At 62.5% G+C, this 16677-nt stretch carries 16 protein-coding genes; 7 read left to right on the forward strand and 9 right to left on the reverse strand.

Going from position 1 to position 16677, the window contains the following annotated elements; all coding sequences use genetic code 11:
- Positions 1 to 3: 3 nt before the first annotated feature.
- From I6F36_RS25365 to I6F36_RS25395, 7 genes are all read left to right on the forward strand, one after another.
- Entirely contained in the window at positions 4 to 1512 is a 1509-nt protein-coding gene (locus tag I6F36_RS25365; RefSeq protein WP_225136959.1) for a lipopolysaccharide biosynthesis protein, read from the forward strand.
- 148 nt (positions 1513 to 1660) lie between these two features.
- Positions 1661 to 2545 carry a hypothetical protein gene (locus tag I6F36_RS25370; RefSeq protein ID WP_225136957.1) on the forward strand — a complete coding sequence of 295 codons (885 nt, stop codon included), beginning with the start codon at positions 1661 to 1663 and terminating at the stop codon, positions 2543 to 2545.
- A gap of 46 nt (positions 2546 to 2591) precedes the next feature.
- A complete protein-coding gene (locus I6F36_RS25375; RefSeq protein ID WP_225136955.1) occupies positions 2592 to 3470 on the forward strand; it encodes a class I SAM-dependent methyltransferase in 879 nt (292 codons plus the stop codon).
- 50 nt (positions 3471 to 3520) lie between these two features.
- Positions 3521 to 4951, forward strand: coding sequence for a DUF6418 domain-containing protein (locus I6F36_RS25380; protein WP_225172416.1), 1431 nt, complete (start codon positions 3521 to 3523; stop codon positions 4949 to 4951).
- A complete protein-coding gene (locus I6F36_RS25385) occupies positions 4944 to 5792 on the forward strand; it encodes a hypothetical protein (protein ID WP_225136952.1) in 849 nt (282 codons plus the stop codon). The genes I6F36_RS25380 and I6F36_RS25385 overlap by 8 nt, the downstream gene beginning before the upstream one ends.
- A gap of 16 nt (positions 5793 to 5808) precedes the next feature.
- Positions 5809 to 7017 (forward strand): HAD-IIIA family hydrolase, encoded by a 1209-nt coding sequence (locus I6F36_RS25390; protein WP_225136949.1) that lies wholly within the window; start codon positions 5809 to 5811, stop codon positions 7015 to 7017.
- Between the two features lie 116 nt (positions 7018 to 7133).
- The gene (locus tag I6F36_RS25395; RefSeq protein ID WP_225172417.1) at positions 7134 to 7898 is read left to right on the forward strand and encodes a class I SAM-dependent methyltransferase; all 765 of its coding nucleotides are present in this window, start codon (positions 7134 to 7136) and stop codon (positions 7896 to 7898) included.
- Positions 7899 to 7931: 33 nt separating this feature from the next.
- Here I6F36_RS25395 and pseF read toward each other — a convergent pair whose 3' ends face one another.
- The 9 genes from pseF to I6F36_RS25440 are packed head-to-tail and all read right to left on the reverse strand — an operon-like array spanning position 7932 to position 16666.
- Positions 7932 to 8621 carry a pseudaminic acid cytidylyltransferase gene (gene pseF, locus I6F36_RS25400; RefSeq protein WP_225136946.1) on the reverse strand — a complete coding sequence of 230 codons (690 nt, stop codon included), beginning with the start codon at positions 8619 to 8621 and terminating at the stop codon, positions 7932 to 7934.
- A complete protein-coding gene (pseC, locus tag I6F36_RS25405) occupies positions 8618 to 9796 on the reverse strand; it encodes a UDP-4-amino-4,6-dideoxy-N-acetyl-beta-L-altrosamine transaminase (RefSeq protein ID WP_225136944.1) in 1179 nt (392 codons plus the stop codon). Before pseC ends, pseF begins: the two co-directional genes overlap by 4 nt.
- Entirely contained in the window at positions 9793 to 10794 is a 1002-nt protein-coding gene (pseB, locus tag I6F36_RS25410) for a UDP-N-acetylglucosamine 4,6-dehydratase (inverting) (RefSeq protein WP_225172418.1), read from the reverse strand. Before pseB ends, pseC begins: the two co-directional genes overlap by 4 nt.
- 50 nt (positions 10795 to 10844) lie before the next feature.
- On the reverse strand, positions 10845 to 11684 hold the full coding sequence (locus I6F36_RS25415) for an SDR family oxidoreductase (protein WP_225136941.1): 840 nt from the start codon (positions 11682 to 11684) through the stop codon (positions 10845 to 10847).
- A 13-nt stretch (positions 11685 to 11697) separates the two neighbouring features.
- Positions 11698 to 12459: an SDR family NAD(P)-dependent oxidoreductase gene (locus I6F36_RS25420; RefSeq protein WP_225136940.1), complete on the reverse strand. Its 762-nt coding sequence runs from the start codon at positions 12457 to 12459 to the stop codon at positions 11698 to 11700.
- Positions 12456 to 13304: a TIM barrel protein gene (locus I6F36_RS25425; protein ID WP_225172419.1), complete on the reverse strand. Its 849-nt coding sequence runs from the start codon at positions 13302 to 13304 to the stop codon at positions 12456 to 12458. Before I6F36_RS25425 ends, I6F36_RS25420 begins: the two co-directional genes overlap by 4 nt.
- Positions 13301 to 14065, reverse strand: coding sequence for an SDR family oxidoreductase (locus I6F36_RS25430; protein ID WP_225136938.1), 765 nt, complete (start codon positions 14063 to 14065; stop codon positions 13301 to 13303). The genes I6F36_RS25425 and I6F36_RS25430 overlap by 4 nt, the downstream gene beginning before the upstream one ends.
- Entirely contained in the window at positions 14058 to 14747 is a 690-nt protein-coding gene (locus I6F36_RS25435; RefSeq protein WP_225136937.1) for an acylneuraminate cytidylyltransferase family protein, read from the reverse strand. The genes I6F36_RS25430 and I6F36_RS25435 overlap by 8 nt, the downstream gene beginning before the upstream one ends.
- On the reverse strand, positions 14747 to 16666 hold the full coding sequence (locus I6F36_RS25440) for an N-acetylneuraminate synthase family protein (RefSeq protein ID WP_225136936.1): 1920 nt from the start codon (positions 16664 to 16666) through the stop codon (positions 14747 to 14749). The genes I6F36_RS25435 and I6F36_RS25440 overlap by 1 nt, the downstream gene beginning before the upstream one ends.
- Positions 16667 to 16677 lie beyond the last annotated feature (11 nt).

The raw sequence follows: 16677 nt of genomic DNA on the forward strand, positions 1-16677 counted from the left end.
CCCATGCTGCGCCGCTTCCTGCATAACACCGCGATCTCAGCCGTCGCCTACGGCCTTGCCGGCGTGCTGGGACTGTTTGCCGTCGGGTTGATCGCGAAGTCCTACGGCCTTGCAATTCTCGGCTTGATCGTCCTGGTGCGCGGCTTTCTTCCGAGCGGCTTTCTCGTTCTGATCGATTTCGGTGTATCTGAGATCGCGACCCAGGCGATTGCTCGCGGGCGGCTCGGGGATTGGGCGGCGGCCTCTGAAAAGATATCGCTCCTGACCCTGATCGCGGTCGTTGCCGGCGTCGTCTCGGGCATTGCGCTCTGGTTTGCCGCATCCAGCCTTGCGCTCGTTTTCAAGGTGGCACCTGAACAGGCGCAGGCGTTCGTGTCGATCCTCCGGATCACCGCGCTCGTCCTGCCGATCGCCTTCGTCGGTTTGGTGGCCGAAGGCGCGCTAAAAGGCTTCGAGCAATATAGCTGGCTTCGGATGACGGAAGTCGGAAGCAGCGTTCTGTACGTTGGTTCGATCTATCTCGCCTTCTGGGAAAATGCCGCCTTTGAATGGATCGCCTATGCGTATCTCGGCGCCATGGTTGCAAAGTACCTCGTGCTGGCGTTGGTGATCTACATCGCGGCACGCGGCACGCCGCTGCGTTTCAGCTCCTGGACGCCTGCGAGCCGGCACGACGTTGCCTATCGCTGCTGGCTCATGTTCAACAACAGGATCGCGGGCACCCTGCAGCTATCCATCATCCCATTGATGATTGGCGCATTGTACGGTCCCGCCGAGGTCGGGGCCTTCGACCTGCTTACGCGGCTGCCGCGGTTTCTTAAAACGACGATGAGTCCTGTCTACTCCGCGATTCTTCCCATCTCCACTCATCTCGATGAGAAGACCGATACTCGGCGGCTACAATTGCTCGGGCGGAACGGCCTGGTTCTGCCGGCCGCGATCATCGTCCCGATCCTCGTCGTCATCGGGCTGTTCTCCGAGGAGATATTGAAGGTATGGGTCGGCCCGCAACATGCAGATCAATGGCCGTGGCTTGCCTCGTCGCTGTTCGTTCCTGCCGTGAGCGTCATGTTGGGGGCGGGGCAGACCGCGCTGATGGTCCGGTCGGATTTTCTCCGGATCAACACGCGTTTCCTCTATTTGCAGGTGCTGACGCAATACATCATCACGGCGCTCACGGCGGCATGGTTGCGCGAACGTGGCTTCATCCTCGGCTGGGCGGTGTCTTACGTCCTGTTTGCGCCGCTCATTGCCCAGCGCATGCTGTCTTTCATGGGCCTGCCCAATTCGCTCTTCTGGCAGCAACTCGGCAGGCAAATGCTGGTGGCGGCGATCCTCGCGACGATGGCGGCCGGCTACAAGATGTACGCCACACCGACAACCCTGCCGGAGTTGTTCATCGTGGGGTCAATTGCGTGCATCGCAGCGTCAGTCCTGAGCATCACCCTGATACTGTCGCGCAGCGACCGGGCGATGGTAGGCAAGTTCGCCCGTGCGATGACGCACCGCTGATGGACCCCACGCCCCATGGCGTCGCGAAGTTCCGGGCCAACACTCTGCGGTTGCTCGGATTTGGTGGATTTGCTAAGGCCAGCCTGCTGACTGAACCCCATGGGGAACGGCGCGAACTTTGTATCCTGCAGGGTCGAGGGGCGGCAAAATGGGATTGATGTCCAGGGCGCTTTGGCACGTGAACCGTTCGCCCCTCCGTTGGGCAGTCAAGACCGGCGTCAGCACCTGGCACCTGAGCGAGAAGCAGGAGCGGCGGCGCCAGGCTGAACTCCTGACTCCATCTGCATTGGAGAAGGCCAAGGCCGAGGACTTGAATCGGGACGGTTATGCGGTCGTCACCGAGCTGATGGACCGCGCGATCCAGCAGACCTTCGCGGATGCGGGATTGTTGAGACTAAAGGACATCGAGGGGCTCGAGGACAAGCAGAGTTCGACCTGGAAGAAGTTCTGGGTGCGTCTGCTTGATGCCGAGATGCAGAACGGCCAGCTCAGTGCGGATAACATCTTCGTTCGCTATGCGATGCAGAGTTCGGTCGTCAACGTCGTGGCAACCGCCCTGGGTGAGATTCCTTGGCTCGACTACGTGCTATTGTCTTACTCCCGTTATACCGGTGAGAGCCTAGCCTCGTCGCAACTTTGGCATCGTGATCATGACGATGTCCGGGTGATCAAGTTCTTCAGCTATCTGACTGATGTCGAGGATGACGCCGACGGTCCGTTCACTTTCCTGCCAAAGCAGTCGACAGAGAGGTTCGGCTACCCTCTGCTCGGGAGCCATTTCCCCGATGAGCAGGTGTTCAAAAAGGTTCCACGCGGCGATATCAAGGTGATGAAAGCGCCCCGGCTTGCGTCCTTCATGGTGGACACGACCAGATGTCTGCACATGGGGAGCCGTATGGGACCGGGGCATGGACGGCTGCTCTACACCGCGACATTCTTCTCCTTTCCGCGGATGTTCCCTGGTGCCAGGAATAGGCCATTCTTCGCGACGCCGAACACGACGCAGTTCGAGAAGCTTCTCCTGGGCCTGTGATAGGTAGGCGCTCGAATCTCATGATCGATCTTCGAAAGAACGTCCAGTGACGTTTAGGCCCGTTTTGAAGCCGGCCTCACGGTTGGAGCTGTCGAAAGCCTACGCCGTCGACATCGCGCGCAGCCTTCGCCGGATCACATTCAAGAATATCAGGCGAACGCACGACATCGTTGATGCCGAATACAATGCCGGGGAATGGGGCCGGATCCTTTCGGAGCGCGCCTGGCTTCGCGAGCGTTCGCTCGAGGACTTTCTGGTCGGCCACAATGAGACGTCGCGCCTCGCCAAGGTCGATGGACGGATCGTCCGGGTCTCCACGAATGACTATTATCGGTATCGGCTGGGCGCGCTCTCGCAACTGATCGCTCGGCACGCCGGCGAAGCAACCTCGCTCGTGGAGCTTGGTGCGGGTTTCGGCTACAATCTGTTCTCGCTGTGCATCGACCCGCGCTGGACCAGGCTGCGCGGCCTCGACATCGCTCCGAACGGGATCGAGGCCGGCCGGCAGATCGCCGGCCATTTTGGACTCGATGATCGGATCAGCTTCGGTCGTATCGACCTGACCGATCCTGCCGATCCCTCTTTCAAGGAGCTCACGGGCGCGACGATCCTGACCTATTTCTGCATCGAGCAGATTCCTTATGCGGTCGAGGCCGTGGTGGATCATATATTGAAGGCGCGCCCTGCGCGCGTGATCAATATCGAGCCGGCGGTCGACATGTTGAACTTTTCCGATCCGCGGGATATCGCCAGTCGGATCTACATACGGTCCATGGACTATCAAACCCGGCTGTGGACGCTGCTCGACCAATTGGATCACAAGGGCCGCATCCGCGTGACGGCGAGGGAGCGGATGAATTTCGCGCCGACCCTGCACAATGACGGATTGCTCTATGGTTGGGAGCCCCTAGGCGATTCGGACTGATCCGGAACTTGCCCGGGGCAGGGGCAACAGCCGGGTGTCGAGGGGAAGAGATGGTCTCTTGGTGGAACTTGGACGGCTTTCTTCCAGCGATATTGTGCGTCACCGCCGCTGGCCTCGTGCTTGCAGCCATGGGACGTATCGCAACGAGCCGGCCCGGACTTCTGCTGGTCCTGTTCTTCTTCTTTTTTGCATTCGCCTGGCGGCTTATCTCCGTTCTCTACATTGACGTGCTCGGGCCGGTCTACTCTGAGCAACTGGAAAGGGAGATCGGTCCCGGTCTGGCTGTGCTGCCGCTCGCCACATCCCAGGGCCTCGTCATCGCGGCATTGCTCTTCTCCTTTCGCCGGCAACGCCTGCTTGCGCTTTCCGACACATCCGTCGTCAGGATCTCTGCCTTGCTGAAGGCAGGTAGTTGGAATTTGCCCGACCTGGCCTTTCGCGTCGTCGGTTTGTTTGTGCTTGCACTCTGGTTGGAGCTGCTCGTCCGCGGGCACGTTCCCCTCTTCGCGGGGCTGGAGCGGTTCGACTATACGCGGCTACATGGCGGTCCCTTGCATCAGCGGCTGTTGGAATGGGGGCCGATGCTGGCGTTTCAGCTCGGTATTTTCCTGGCTCTGCCCGCGCTACACGGCAAGCCTCTGGACAAACGGTTTGGAGCGCTGTTTGCGGCTCTGTTGCTGTACTTGTTCGCGGTCGGGCATCGCTTTTCGTCGTTTTATCTCTATCTCTCGTTCCTCGTGATCCCGCTGGGAGCCGTGCTGCTCGGCAGGCAGTCCATCAGCCCAATCTCCCTGCCGAAATTGTTGCGCAGCATCTGGCTGCCAGCGCTCGGCGTTGCCCTTTTGGTCGCACTTGCGCTGATCTATTCGTACGTCGTCGTTCGAGCCAGCGACCTGGGCGTCCTCGAGGCCAAGCTCGTCCAGCGTGTCTTGGTTCAGCAAGGCGAGATGTGGTGGATGACTTATGAGCGCGTCTTCCTGCGCAATGACTGGGATAGCGCTCGTGCGATCTTCAAGTTGTTCGTCGCCCCATTTGATCCGAACCGCAACACGACCCTGCCGTTCCTGATGGAAATCGGGTTGCCGCTTGAACGCGCCCATTTCATCCTTCAGCAGGGGGCGGCCTACACCGGCGGCTGGCCTGAAGTCGTTTTCGAGCTCGGAGGGCCGGTCGAGGGTTTCTGTCTCGTGGCCGTCTCGGCTATACTATTCTCTGAATTCATGTTCTTACTGACGCGCTGCCTTGTGGAGGAGCGTTACGTCACGTGCTTTTTCCTGATCCCGATCTTCTATGCGATTTCGATCTTCCTCGTATCCGGGATGGCCAATTCCTTTATCCAGCTCACATTCATGGTAAAGCTCGCCGCGGCCGTGTTCGCGTACGTGCTGGAGGACAGATGGCGCTGGAGCTTGATCACGGGAGCGGCGTCGATCCGCGGTGAACTTGCCGAGCACGACCAGAGGGGACCGCAGTATGAGTGAGGGACAGGGGCGAATATCGATCGCCGAATATGTCAGCGGTATGTCCGCATTTCTCCGGCGCTCGGTTCAGAAGCGGCTGAGCGCGATTGCGCTAGGTACGGTCGCTGTGATGTTCACCGTATTCCTCGTCAGCCAGATGATTCCAGCGAGCTACACCGCGACGGCCAGTGTTCGCCTGGCTCGTGTTGATGATGAAGACCTGCTGACACCACAGGCGACGGCCACCCAGATGAATCTGCGGGCCTTCCAGGTTCGTGCGCTCGATGCTGCGGGCCTGGTAACGGGGCCAGACGATCGGGGCCGGAAGCTCATCCTGGATAGCTTCAATGCACGTCCTAACACCGCCGGTACTTTGACGCTTGTCGTGACGGCAGCGGACGAGAAGCAGGCTGGCGATGCGTTGGAGGCGGCGGTAAGGCAGCTGAATAAGGAACAGGAGAAGCTGCGCGCTCCTCTGGTCTCCGATATCGAGGCCCTACTTGCTTTGGCAGATGCAAACATCGCCAGCCTGACGCGTATTCGGGAATCACTGGCGACGAGCGATTCGATCACGCCATCAGCCGCCGGCGACCCGTTGGCGCTTGCGTGGCGGCGCGTGTGGCTGCTGGATCTCACGACGAAAAACGAAAGAAGCCTGTTTGCCGCAAATGCACAGCGGCGCAGGCTGGTGAGCAGGCTGGGGCCCGCGAACACCTATCCCGCGTCCTTGAGTGACGACGTGGTCGTCGTCCAGGCCTCGCCCCGGCCGGTCCGGCATGCGATCTTTGCCGGGGCAATTGCATTGCTGGCTCTGCTCCTGTACGCCATGATCCGCATGCCGGGCTCGACCCGCGCGGATTAGGGACGCAGCGCGAACCATGTTGAGGCAGGCCGTAATTCTGGTCGGTGGTCTCGGGACACGACTCGGTGAGCGAACGCGGCTTGTTCCCAAGCCGCTGCTCGAAGTCGGCGGCAGGCCCTTCCTCGACTACCTGCTCGACGAGTTGACGCGCTACCCGACGATCGAGGAGATCGTGCTGCTCGCCGGGCACCGTGCCGATGTCGTCGTTGATTCCTACCACGGCAAGCGCTGGCGCGGTGCCTCGGTGACCGTCGTTTGCGAGCCGGCGCCGTGCGGTACAGGCGGCGCGTTGAAGCATGCCGGCGGAGCGCTGCAGGATCGTTTCTTTCTTCTGAACGGCGACTCCTGGTTCGATTTCAACTTGCTGGATCTCGCTCTGCGCGCGCAAAGCTCCTCCGCGATTGTCCATATGGCGCTTAAGCGCGATCAGGCGGGTGATCGCTATGGCCGTGTGCTGCTCGAGAGCAATCGCGTCAGGAGTTTTCTGGCGGCCGGTGCCCAGCCCTTCGGACCGATCAACACGGGCGTCTATTGTGTCGACCGGGCGATTCTCCTTTACATCGATGGGATGCCATGCTCGCTTGAACAGCAAGTGTTTCCAAAGCTGGTCGCCGAGAGACGTCTCACGGCAGATCTTTACGACGGGTTTTTCATCGACATCGGCATTCCCACGGATTTCGAGCGGGTCCAGCACGAGTTGCCGGAGAGGTTATGGCGGCCCGCCGTATTTTTCGACCGGGACGGCGTGCTGAACATCGACAAGGCATACGTCTATCGGATCGAGGATTTCGAATGGGTGGAGGGGGCGCGTGAGGCGATCAAGCTTTGCAACGACCTCGGTTACTATACTTTCATCGTTACCAACCAGTCGGGCGTGGCGCGCGGCTATTATGGCGTTGACGACGTTGGCCGGCTGCACGACTGGATGACCGGTGAGTTTGCGGAAATCGGCGCGCATATCGACGACTACCAGTTCTGTCCCTACCACGAGGACGGCACGGTCGAGGCCTACAGGGGCGCAAGCGACCGGCGTAAGCCCGCGCCCGGCATGATCCTGGATTGTCTGAAGGCCTGGCCGGTTAGAAAGGAGGGAAGCCTCCTCGTCGGCGACAATGTCCGGGACATCGAAGCCGCCCATGCCGCAGGGATACCGGGGCACCTGTTCGGAGACGGCAATTTGGCAGCATTCCTTCGTCCCCTTCTCCGCGCCCAGGCCGCGTCCTAGCGGCGCGGTCAGCCCGGCAAACGCTCGGCGAAACGGCCGAATTGACGCTGCGGTTGCACGGTCGAGGAGTGTGGTGCTACGTCAGGTGGGGAAACAACCGGTCACGGCTGGCGCACATGCGATTGTCTTCAAATCTCAAGCATCACATCTGGCGTGCCGCCATGCGGGCAACGCCGTTTCCGATATTCGCCAAGGCGCGAGATTCGGGCTATTGGCAAAGGCACTGGAAAGAGAAGCTGCACGCTAACGAGTTCGGCGGATACGCAGCATCCACGCCGCTCAAGAAGTGGTTTGCAAGGCAGGTCATTGCTCTTCAGCCCGCATCGATCCTGGAACTCGGGTGCAATGTCGGCGCCAATCTTCGTGAAATGAATGCGCTGGCTCCATCTGCCATTCTGTATGGAATCGAGCTGAATGATCGGGCGATCAAATACGGAATTGACAGCGTCGTTGGAAACAATGCTCAGCTGATCCAGGGGTCCATGGCTGACGCCAAGCTGCTCATGCAGCAACGCGGTATCGGGGAAGTCGACGTCGTTTTCAGCTCGGCAGCCGCAATGCATTGCGACGACAGCATTTTTGCTGCGGCCAAGGATGCGGCGCTATCGCTTGCCAAAAAGGCGATCGTGCATCTCGAATTCAACGCATGGAGTCCTGCCGACCTCTATAATTGGCGGAACTGGCGAAGTTCGTTCGTCAGCGACAGGTGGATCCGCGATTATGCCGGAGAGTATCGGGGACATCCGAGGGTCGATCGCATTGAAACCCTGGGCGTTCCGCTCGATATCAACTTCATGGACAATATTGGGCGTGTGATGGTCAGCGATGTGACGGGGCTCGTGATCGTCCATCTGAAGGATGCAGTCCCGCCGGCCGGCTAACTGCAGGTGTTGATCGAGAACTGACGAGGCGCTTTAACCACGGTTGATCGCGCGGAACATGTATTCCGCCTGCTCCCAGTCCTCGAGCGTATCGACGTCCTGCACGTACATCCGGGGTAGAACGATCCCGATCGACCGGTCCGAGAAAAGCGGCAAATCTTCGAGAAACGCGGCGGCGGTTCCCCAGTAGAACTGACCCGCATCGTGGTAGGCCGGCTCGAGGTCCTGAGAGCGGGTCATGCGATGTTCAGGGTGGATGGCGTCCACCCGTCCCGCCGTCGTGATGCGAACGGCCCGCTGGATCGGAAATGCGTAGCTCGTGACTGAAAAGGCGAAGGCCGCGTCCGAGCCGCTGAGCGCATCGTGCCCCTCGCGCAGATAGCGCGATTGGATCAGCGGAGCGGTGGCATAGATGCAGCAGGCGTGGCTGATCTCGCCGCCACGTTCGATGAACCACGCGACGGCGTGTTTGACCACCGCATTGGTGCCGGTGAAATCGTCTGAAATTTCCTTCGGTCGGACAAAGGGCGTCGTTGCACCGCATTGGCGCGCCACGGCGGCGATCTCTTCGTCGTCCGTCGACACGATGACCTCGTCGAACAGGCCGCTTTGCCGTGCCGCATCGATCGAATAAGAGATAATCGGCTTGCCACAGAACGGGCGGATGTTCTTGCGGGGGATCCGCTTGCTGCCACCGCGCGCCGGGATGACCGCTATTCTCACGAGAGAATCGTCGTAAGCGCGGCGACGACGGCGTCCTGCTCGGCGTCCGTCATCTTTGAGAAGAGCGGTAGCGTGATCGCATCCTGATAGTAGCTTTCGGCTTCCGGGAACATGCCGGTGCTGAAGCCGAGACGTTGATAATAGGGTTGGGTGTGCACCGGGATATAGTGAACGTTGACACCGATGCCTGCCGCGCGCAGCGCCTCGAAGACCTGACGCCGGGTGAGCTTGATCTCGTTCCGCCGCAGCCGGATCACGTAGAGATGCCAGGCCGAATTCGTGTCCGGGTGCTGCCACGGGCAGGTCACCGGCAGCTTCGCCAGAAGCGTGTCGTAGCGCGCAGCGAGCTCGCGCCGGCGCGCGACAAAGGCATCGAGCCGGCCAAGCTGGCTGGCGCCGAGCGCCGCCTGAATGTCCGTCATGCGATAGTTGAACCCGAGCTCGACCTGTTCGTACGTCCATGGACCATAGCGGTCTTCGTTGGAGCGCCGTGCATCCGCCGGATCGGACTGAACGGGCCGGACAATGCCGTGGGTGCGCAGGTAAGCGAGACGCTCGGCGAGCTTGGGATCGTTCGCGAGCGTCATGCCTCCCTCGCCGGTCGTGATGATCTTCACGGGGTGAAAGCTGAACACCACGACGTCGCTGAGATGGCCGGAGCCGATCTTCCGCCCCAGATAGTCCCCGCCAACCGCATGGGAAGCATCTTCGATGATGCGAAATCCGTAACGATCCGCGAGGGCACGAATCTCCGTCATCTCGCAGGATTGGCCGGCGAAATGGACGGGAACGACGATTTTCGGCAACTTGCCTTGGGCGCTCGCCTGCGCGAGCTTCTCAGCGAGCGCGGCGACGCTCATATTGTAGGTGCGGGGATCAATGTCGACGAAGTCGACGCTTGCGCCGCAATAAAGCGCGCAATTTGCCGAGGCGACGAACGTGTTCGGGACCGTCCACAAGGTATCACCGGGACCGAGATCGAGCGCGAGACAGGCAATATGAAGCGCCGCCGTCGCATTCGAAACGGCGGCCGCGCTGCGGGCGCCGCAATAGTCCGCCATTGCTTGCTCGAAGCGAGGGCCGGCTTGCCCCTGGGTGAGCCAGTCCGACCGCAGTACTTGTGTGACTGCGTCGATGTCCTCGGCGGAGATGTCCTGGCGACCGTAGGGGATCATTGCAATGCGAGCATGTTGAATTCTTTGATCTCGTTCACGTCGAGGAAGTGGTCGTTCCTGCCCGAATTATACTCGAACCCGTCAGATACGGCTTCGCCGCGCTCGCCGATCTGGTTGGTCAGGTAGTCGACGTCGCGACGGAAGAATTTGATAGTCGGCTTGATCACGAAGTGATCATTGAACTTCAACGTCAGGTGCGAATCATCGGTCGGGCACATGACCTCGTGCAACTTCTCGCCCGGTCGGATGCCGATAACCCGCGTCGGCAGGGCGGGGGCCATCGCCGCCGCCAGATCGGGAATACGCACCGAGGGGATCATGGGAACGAACAGCTCTCCGCCCGACATGCGGTCGAAGCTCTTGATGACGAAGTCAACGCCTTGCTGAAGCGAGATCCAGAACCGGGTCATCCGCGGATCGGTGATCGGCAGGTGGTCGGCACCTTCGGCGATCAGTCTGGTGAACAGCGGCACGATCGAGCCGCGCGAACCGACCACGTTGCCATAACGCACCACCGCAAACGACGTGCGATGGCCGCCAGCCATGTTGTTGGCCGCGATGAAGAGCTTGTCCGAGGCGAGCTTGGTTGCGCCGTAGAGATTGATCGGTTGCGCGGCCTTGTCCGTGGACAAGGCGATCACCTTCTCGACGTCCGCCTCGAGTGCCGCCTGAATGACGTTCTCGGCGCCATGGACGTTGGTCTTGATGCACTCCATCGGATTGTATTCGGCGGCCGGCACCTGTTTCAGTGCAGCGGCGTGAACAACGTAGTCGATCCCCCTCATGGCCGTACGCAGGCGTTTGCCGTCTCGCACGTCGCCGATGAAGTAGCGCATTTCGGGCTGACTGAACTCCTGCTGCATCTCGTACTGCTTCAGCTCGTCGCGCGAATAGACGACGACGCGACGCGGCTTGAAGTCCTTTAGGAGACAACCGACGAACTTCTTCCCGAACGATCCCGTGCCTCCGGTGATCAGAATTGCTTTATCGTTGAACATGTTCGCTCTTGCGTCGGGCCGTCGTTTGCACAAATGGGGAATGGCGCTGGTTACCATACACTTCTGCCGCCGTCCATGACCAGGTTCTGCCCGGTCATGTAGCTCGAAGCGTCCGAGCAGAGGAACTGCACCGCCGCGCGGTACTCGTCGACATCGGCCATGCGGCCCATGGGGATCAAACGCGTCAGCCGTTCCACGAATGCCGGATCCTGGTTGTTGAAGACCCCGCCCGGCGAGATCGCGTTGACGCGGACGCCGTGATCGGCCCAGTACGTCGCCAGATATTTCGTCAGCCCGATCAAGCCGTGCTTGATCACGGAGTAGGTCACCGGCTTCACCGGCTGCTCCTCCTCGCGCGTCACCTGCGGTTGGCGATAGAGCCGCTGGTCCGGCGCGATCACGCCGAGATCGGAGGCGATGTTGAGGATCACACCGCGGCCCCGCGATGCCATCGCGCCGCCGAACACCTGCGCGCACAGCATCGCGCCGGTCAGGCCCACGGCGATCTCGGTCTGCCATTGCGGCACCGGAAACGCCTCGAAGCGGGAGGAATGCATCACGCCGGGTGCGGAGGTCACCTTGGGATCGATGGCCGCGTTGTTGACGAGGATGTCGACGGAGACGCCGCGGCCGGAAAGCTGCTCGTGCGCAGCACGCACCGAATCGAGTGCGGTGACGTCGATCGCAAGCGCGATCAGGTCGGCGGACGGCGCATTCTGCTTGAGTGCGGCAACGGCGGCTTCGGCCTGCGCAAGCCCTACGTCGGTGACGACGACGCGCGCGCCGGCCTCGGAGAGCGCGGCGACATGCTGCCGGCCGAGCAGGCCGCCTGCACCGGTCACGAGAGCGGTGCGGCCGGTCAGGTCATAGCGTGAGGACGGGCTTGCCATCGGGAGCTCCTGTTCAGCCGCGCAATTGGCCGCCGTCGGCGACCATGACGCTGCCGGTAATGAACGCCGCGCGCGGCGAGGCGAGGAATGCGACGAGGTCGGCGACCTCTTCCGGCTTGCCGAGCCGGCGCAGCGCCACCTCGCGCATAAGCATGTCCTCGACAGCGGCCCTGTTCTCGGCGAGCTTGCGCGCCCAGGTGCCGTCGGCGGCGAGGATGTTGCCGGGCGCGACCGCATTGATGCGGATGCCCTCGAGCGCCAGCGGGCGTGCCAGCCCGCGCACGGTGGCGTTCAGCGCCGCCTTCGCGGCATAGTAGGTGACGGGCGCGCCCAGCGCTGCCATGCCGGCGATCGAGGAGATGCAGACGATCGACCGGTCGCCGCTGCCGCGCGCCATCAGCGGCCGTGCAGCCTCGATCATGTTGGTCGCGGCGAAGAGATTGAGGTCCATCACCCGCGACCATTCCGCTGCATTCTCCTGCCCGGGCGGCACGGAAGCGCCGCTGCCGACGTTGCAAACGAGAATGTCGAGGCGCCCCCACTGCCGTTCGACCTCGTGCAGCAGCCTCGCTGCGGCAGCCGGATCGGTGACATCGGCCACGTGGACCGACGTGCTGCCGCCGACCGCATACCGCGCGACGTCGAGCGCATCTGCGCCGCGAGCGGCGAGCGCGACTCTGGCGCCTTCTGCTGCGAGCGTTGTCGCAATCGCGAGCCCGATGCCACGGCTGGCGCCGGTGACGAGCGCGACGCGATCCTCCAGCTCGAGCCTCATCGCGCGGCATCCTCGATCCAGCGAACCGTCATGTCGCGATATGTCGCCAGCGCGCCGGCGTGATCGCCGTCGCCGGCCCGCGCAGTTTGCAGGATGTACTGTCCCTTGTAGCCTGAGTGTTCGATCAGCCGGATCGTCTTGGCGAGATCGGCGTTGCCGGTGCCGAGCGGCACGGTGGTGCCGCCGCGCACGCGGTCCTTCACATGGACATTGAGAATACGGGGCGCGTAGGCCTCGATCTCCTCGGCGCTGTCGTAGCCCAGCGAGGCGCTGTTGCCGCTGTCGTAGTTGATGCCGAAGACCTCCGCGGGAAACGCCTCCATGAAGCGGGCGAGGTCGCGCGGCGGCAGATCGGACTCGAAGACGATCTTGACGTTCTGTCTCACGAGCTGTTCGCGGCGGGCGATCAGCACCCGCTTGAGCGTGTCGGCCTCGCTCTCGCGCTCGATCTTGCCGTTGCCGACCAGCGGGACCACGATGAACTCGATGCCGATGCGGCTGCAGGCGGCAATCAGGAGATCGAGATCGTTGACGAGAGCATCGCGCACGACCGCATCGACCTTCCAGAACGGTGCTTGCATGAAGCAATCGCCGGTCAGGCTCGGGATGCGCACGCCGTTTTCGCGTGCCAGCGTCAGAATCTCCTGTTGTCCCGGCTCGGTCATCAGCGGGTTCTCGCGTAGCCGTTCCTGGTCGATGGTCCATTCCATCCGGGTCAGGCCGAGCGCCTTGGCGCGGGGAAATTCCTCGCGCCATTCGTTCCACGGGAACGCCTGGATCTTGCCGTCGACCAGGGCCGACAGGCGTCCCTGCATGAAGCCGATGCGTTCGAGCGTTGCGGTCACGATGTGCTATCCGAACTGATGGCGAGGCCCTTGGCGATCCAGCCGCCGTCGACAAAGATTTCCTGGCCGGTCACATAGGCGGAGGCTTCCGAGGCCAGAAAGACGGCGGCGCCCACCATGTCGGCGGGCTGCCCCCAGCGGCCGAGCATGGTGTGGCGGCGCCGATCCTCGTGCATGACGGGATCGGCATAGCTCTTCGCGGTCATCTCGGTCGCGACGTAGCCCGGCGCAAGTGCGTTGACGCGGATGCCGTCCGGTGCGTAGTCGGCGGCCAGAGCGCGGGTCAAGCCGGCAAGACCCGCCTTTGCCGCGACGTAGCCGGGATTGCCGGGGAAGCCGCGCACAGAATTGATGCTGGTGACGTTGACGATCGCCGCCGAGCCCGCGTTCTTCAGGAGCGGATAGGCGGCGAGGATGGTGGCATAGACGCCGGTGAGATCGGTTGCGACCGTGGCACGGAAGCGTGCGAGCTCGCTTTCGCCGCCTTGGGCCGGAAGACTGATGCCGGCGGCGTTCACGAGTGCGTCGATCCGATTGCCTTTTGCCGCGATGCTGCGGAATGCGCCTTCGATCGCGCTGTCGTCGGAGAGGTCGCAGGCAATGGCGGTGACGCCCTGCGGCGCGGTTCCGGACCGGCTGAGGCCGAACACGGTGGCTCCGACATCCTTGAGGCCGCTCGCGATCGCCGCGCCAATGCCGCGCGAGGCGCCGGTGACCACCGCGATCTTGCCTGCGAGCGAGAAGGCGCTGAGATCAGGCATAGCCGTAACTGCGCATGATGGCGGCGCAAAGCTTGACGTCCTCGGGGCGGTCGATCTGGAACATCTTGTGACGATCCATGACGTGGAAGCCGATCTTGCCGCCGAGACGATTGTTCTGCTCGCGCAGGAGGGATGGGATCAGGACGTAGAACGAGCCGTTCTCGAGGTAGCGCTTCTCGATCTGCTGGCGCATGCGGCGGTTGCGATAGTCGTAATTGATCGGCTCCGGGCCGTTCGCGCCGATCCGCCAGTTGAAGTAGTCCTCGACCTCGCAGACCGACAGCAGGCTGTCGAGATGGTCGCGATCGAAGGTCTCAAGTGCGTTCTCGATGTCGCTGGGCTCGCGGATCGGCGATGTGGCCTGAAGCGCGACCACGCGCTCGAACCGGCCCAGTCGCGCCTCGGTCGCATCGAGGGCATGGAGCCAGGCGGATTCGGAGGAAGCGAGGTCGCCCGAAATGTCGTCCGGGCGCCGCACGCCGACCGCGCCGGCGGCCTCGGCCGCGGCGAGGATCGCCTCGCTGTCCGACGAGACAGCCACGACGTCGACGCCGCGCGCCGCGCGGGCCTGTTCGACAGTCCAGGCGATCAGGGGTTTGCCGCAGAGATCGAGCAGGTTCTTGTGCGGGATGCCCTTGGAGCCGCCGCGCGCGGCGATCACGGCCAGCGTCTTGCGCGCCATCAGATGTGTCCCTCCAGACGCTCGAGCGCGGTCCAGAAGCCTTCGCCCATGTTCTTGTGGCCCTGCCATATTTCGGGAATGAACGATGCCGTCGGTGCATGCTTGCGCAACACCTGTCCGATCTCGTCGAAATCGATCTCGCCTTCGCCGATCTGAAGACCTTCGCCGTCGAGGCCCTTGGCATCGCCGAAGTGCAGATGCGCGGTATGCGGCCCGAGCTGGGCGAGGCCTTGCGCGAAGTCGAAGCCGAAATGATTGGCGGCGAGCTTGGTGTGGGAGATATCGACGCACATGCGCAAACCATGCTTGGCGCAGAACGCGGCCGATTCCTCCGGGAAGATGAAGATGTTCTGGTGGCGCTGGCCGCCGAAATGCCAGGGGAACGGCGCCATGGTCTGCGGCGTCAGCTCGACACCCTCCATGTCGAGCTCGGTCAAGCTCTGCGCAAAGATGCGGTAGCGCCCGGCTTTCTCCTCCGGCGGCAGCGGCTCGTCCATGGTGAAGCCGCCGATATTGGCGACGATGGGCGGACGCTTGGTGTTGGGGAAGAACTTCTTCAGGCCGCGGGTGATGTCGATCACCGCCTGGGTCTGCTCCAGCGAGTAGCGCCGCAGCGCCTCGTCGGGCGTTGCGAGGTCCATCAGCTTGGAGCCGGCAAACAGCTCCGGCGCATGCACCACGAAACCGAGATCATAGGTGCCCGACAGATAGGCCGCCGGATCGCGCTCCATGTCGCTGTAGCTGAGATGGAATTCGATGATGTCGGGCTCGCAGATCTCCAGGAAGCGTTCGGTATCGTGATAGCGCACCGGCACGCCCCAGGGGCGGTCGAAGCGGTAGCGCCGCGCCTTCGCGGCGCCTTCATTGAGGTCGCTCTGGAAGAAATAGTCGTCGGCCGCCATCGTTCGCGTCAGCTTGCGGCCGAGCAGCGCCGGCATCTTCAGCGGCGACAGGCCCTGTCCCGGGCTCTTCACGGCGATGTCGCTTTCGGAGATCACGGTGCCGGCCGACAGGTCGCGCGCGGCCACCAGGCTCTTGGCGAGGTTTTCGCGGTTGATCAGCTCACCCTGGCTCAGCGCGCGTTCGGCGAGCTTCTCGCCGCGGGCCGCTTCCACCTCGCGAATGCCGGAGACGAGCGCCTTGAACTCCTCCGGCTCCAGGCTCGCGGCATGGTCCGGCCCCTCCATCTCGCGGTCGAGCGTGATGTGGCGTTCGATGACGACGGCGCCGAGCGCGACGGCCGCGGTCGAAACGGCAATGCCGCGCTCGTGGCCGGAATAGCCGACGACCGGATGGATCTCGCGCAGCGTTTCCATGAAACGCAAATGGATGTTGTGGAGCGCGGCCGGGTAGGTGCTCTGGCAATGCAGCAGCACATAGCTGGCATTGCGGTCGTCGAGGAACTTTGCCGCGGCCTTGATCTCTTCCGTCGTGCTCATGCCGGTCGAGACGATCAGCGTCTTTCCGGTGGCGGTGAGGCGGGCGAGCAGCGGCAGGTTGGTGAGGTCGGCGGACGCGACCTTGTAGGCCTCTACGCCGAAGCTTTCGAGCACGGCGACGCTCTTGGCGTCCCAGGGCGTGCAGAGGTACTCGATGCCCTTGGCTGCGCAATATTCGGCGATCTTCTTTTGCTGCGCGGTCGGCAGCTCGAAGCGGCGCAGAAGATCGAGCGTATATTCGACGGCGAGGTCGTCGTCTTTCCCTGATAGGCTCGAGGCGCGATAGACCTCGTCGAGCTTGCGCATCTGGAATTTGGCGCAATCGGCTCCGGCCGCGACCGCGGCATCGACCAGCGCAATGGCGCGGTCGAAATCGCCATTATGGTTGTTGCCAATCTCGGCGATGACGTAGCAGGGTTCGCCATCGCCCAGAAGACGGTTGCCGATGCGGACCGGAGCAGGCTGTTTGGGCGATGTCATCAACATTCTCG

Origin of the sequence: Bradyrhizobium sp. BRP19 (assembly GCF_020194195.1) — a bacterium.
In the GTDB taxonomy this organism is placed as follows: domain Bacteria; phylum Pseudomonadota; class Alphaproteobacteria; order Rhizobiales; family Xanthobacteraceae; genus Bradyrhizobium; species Bradyrhizobium yuanmingense.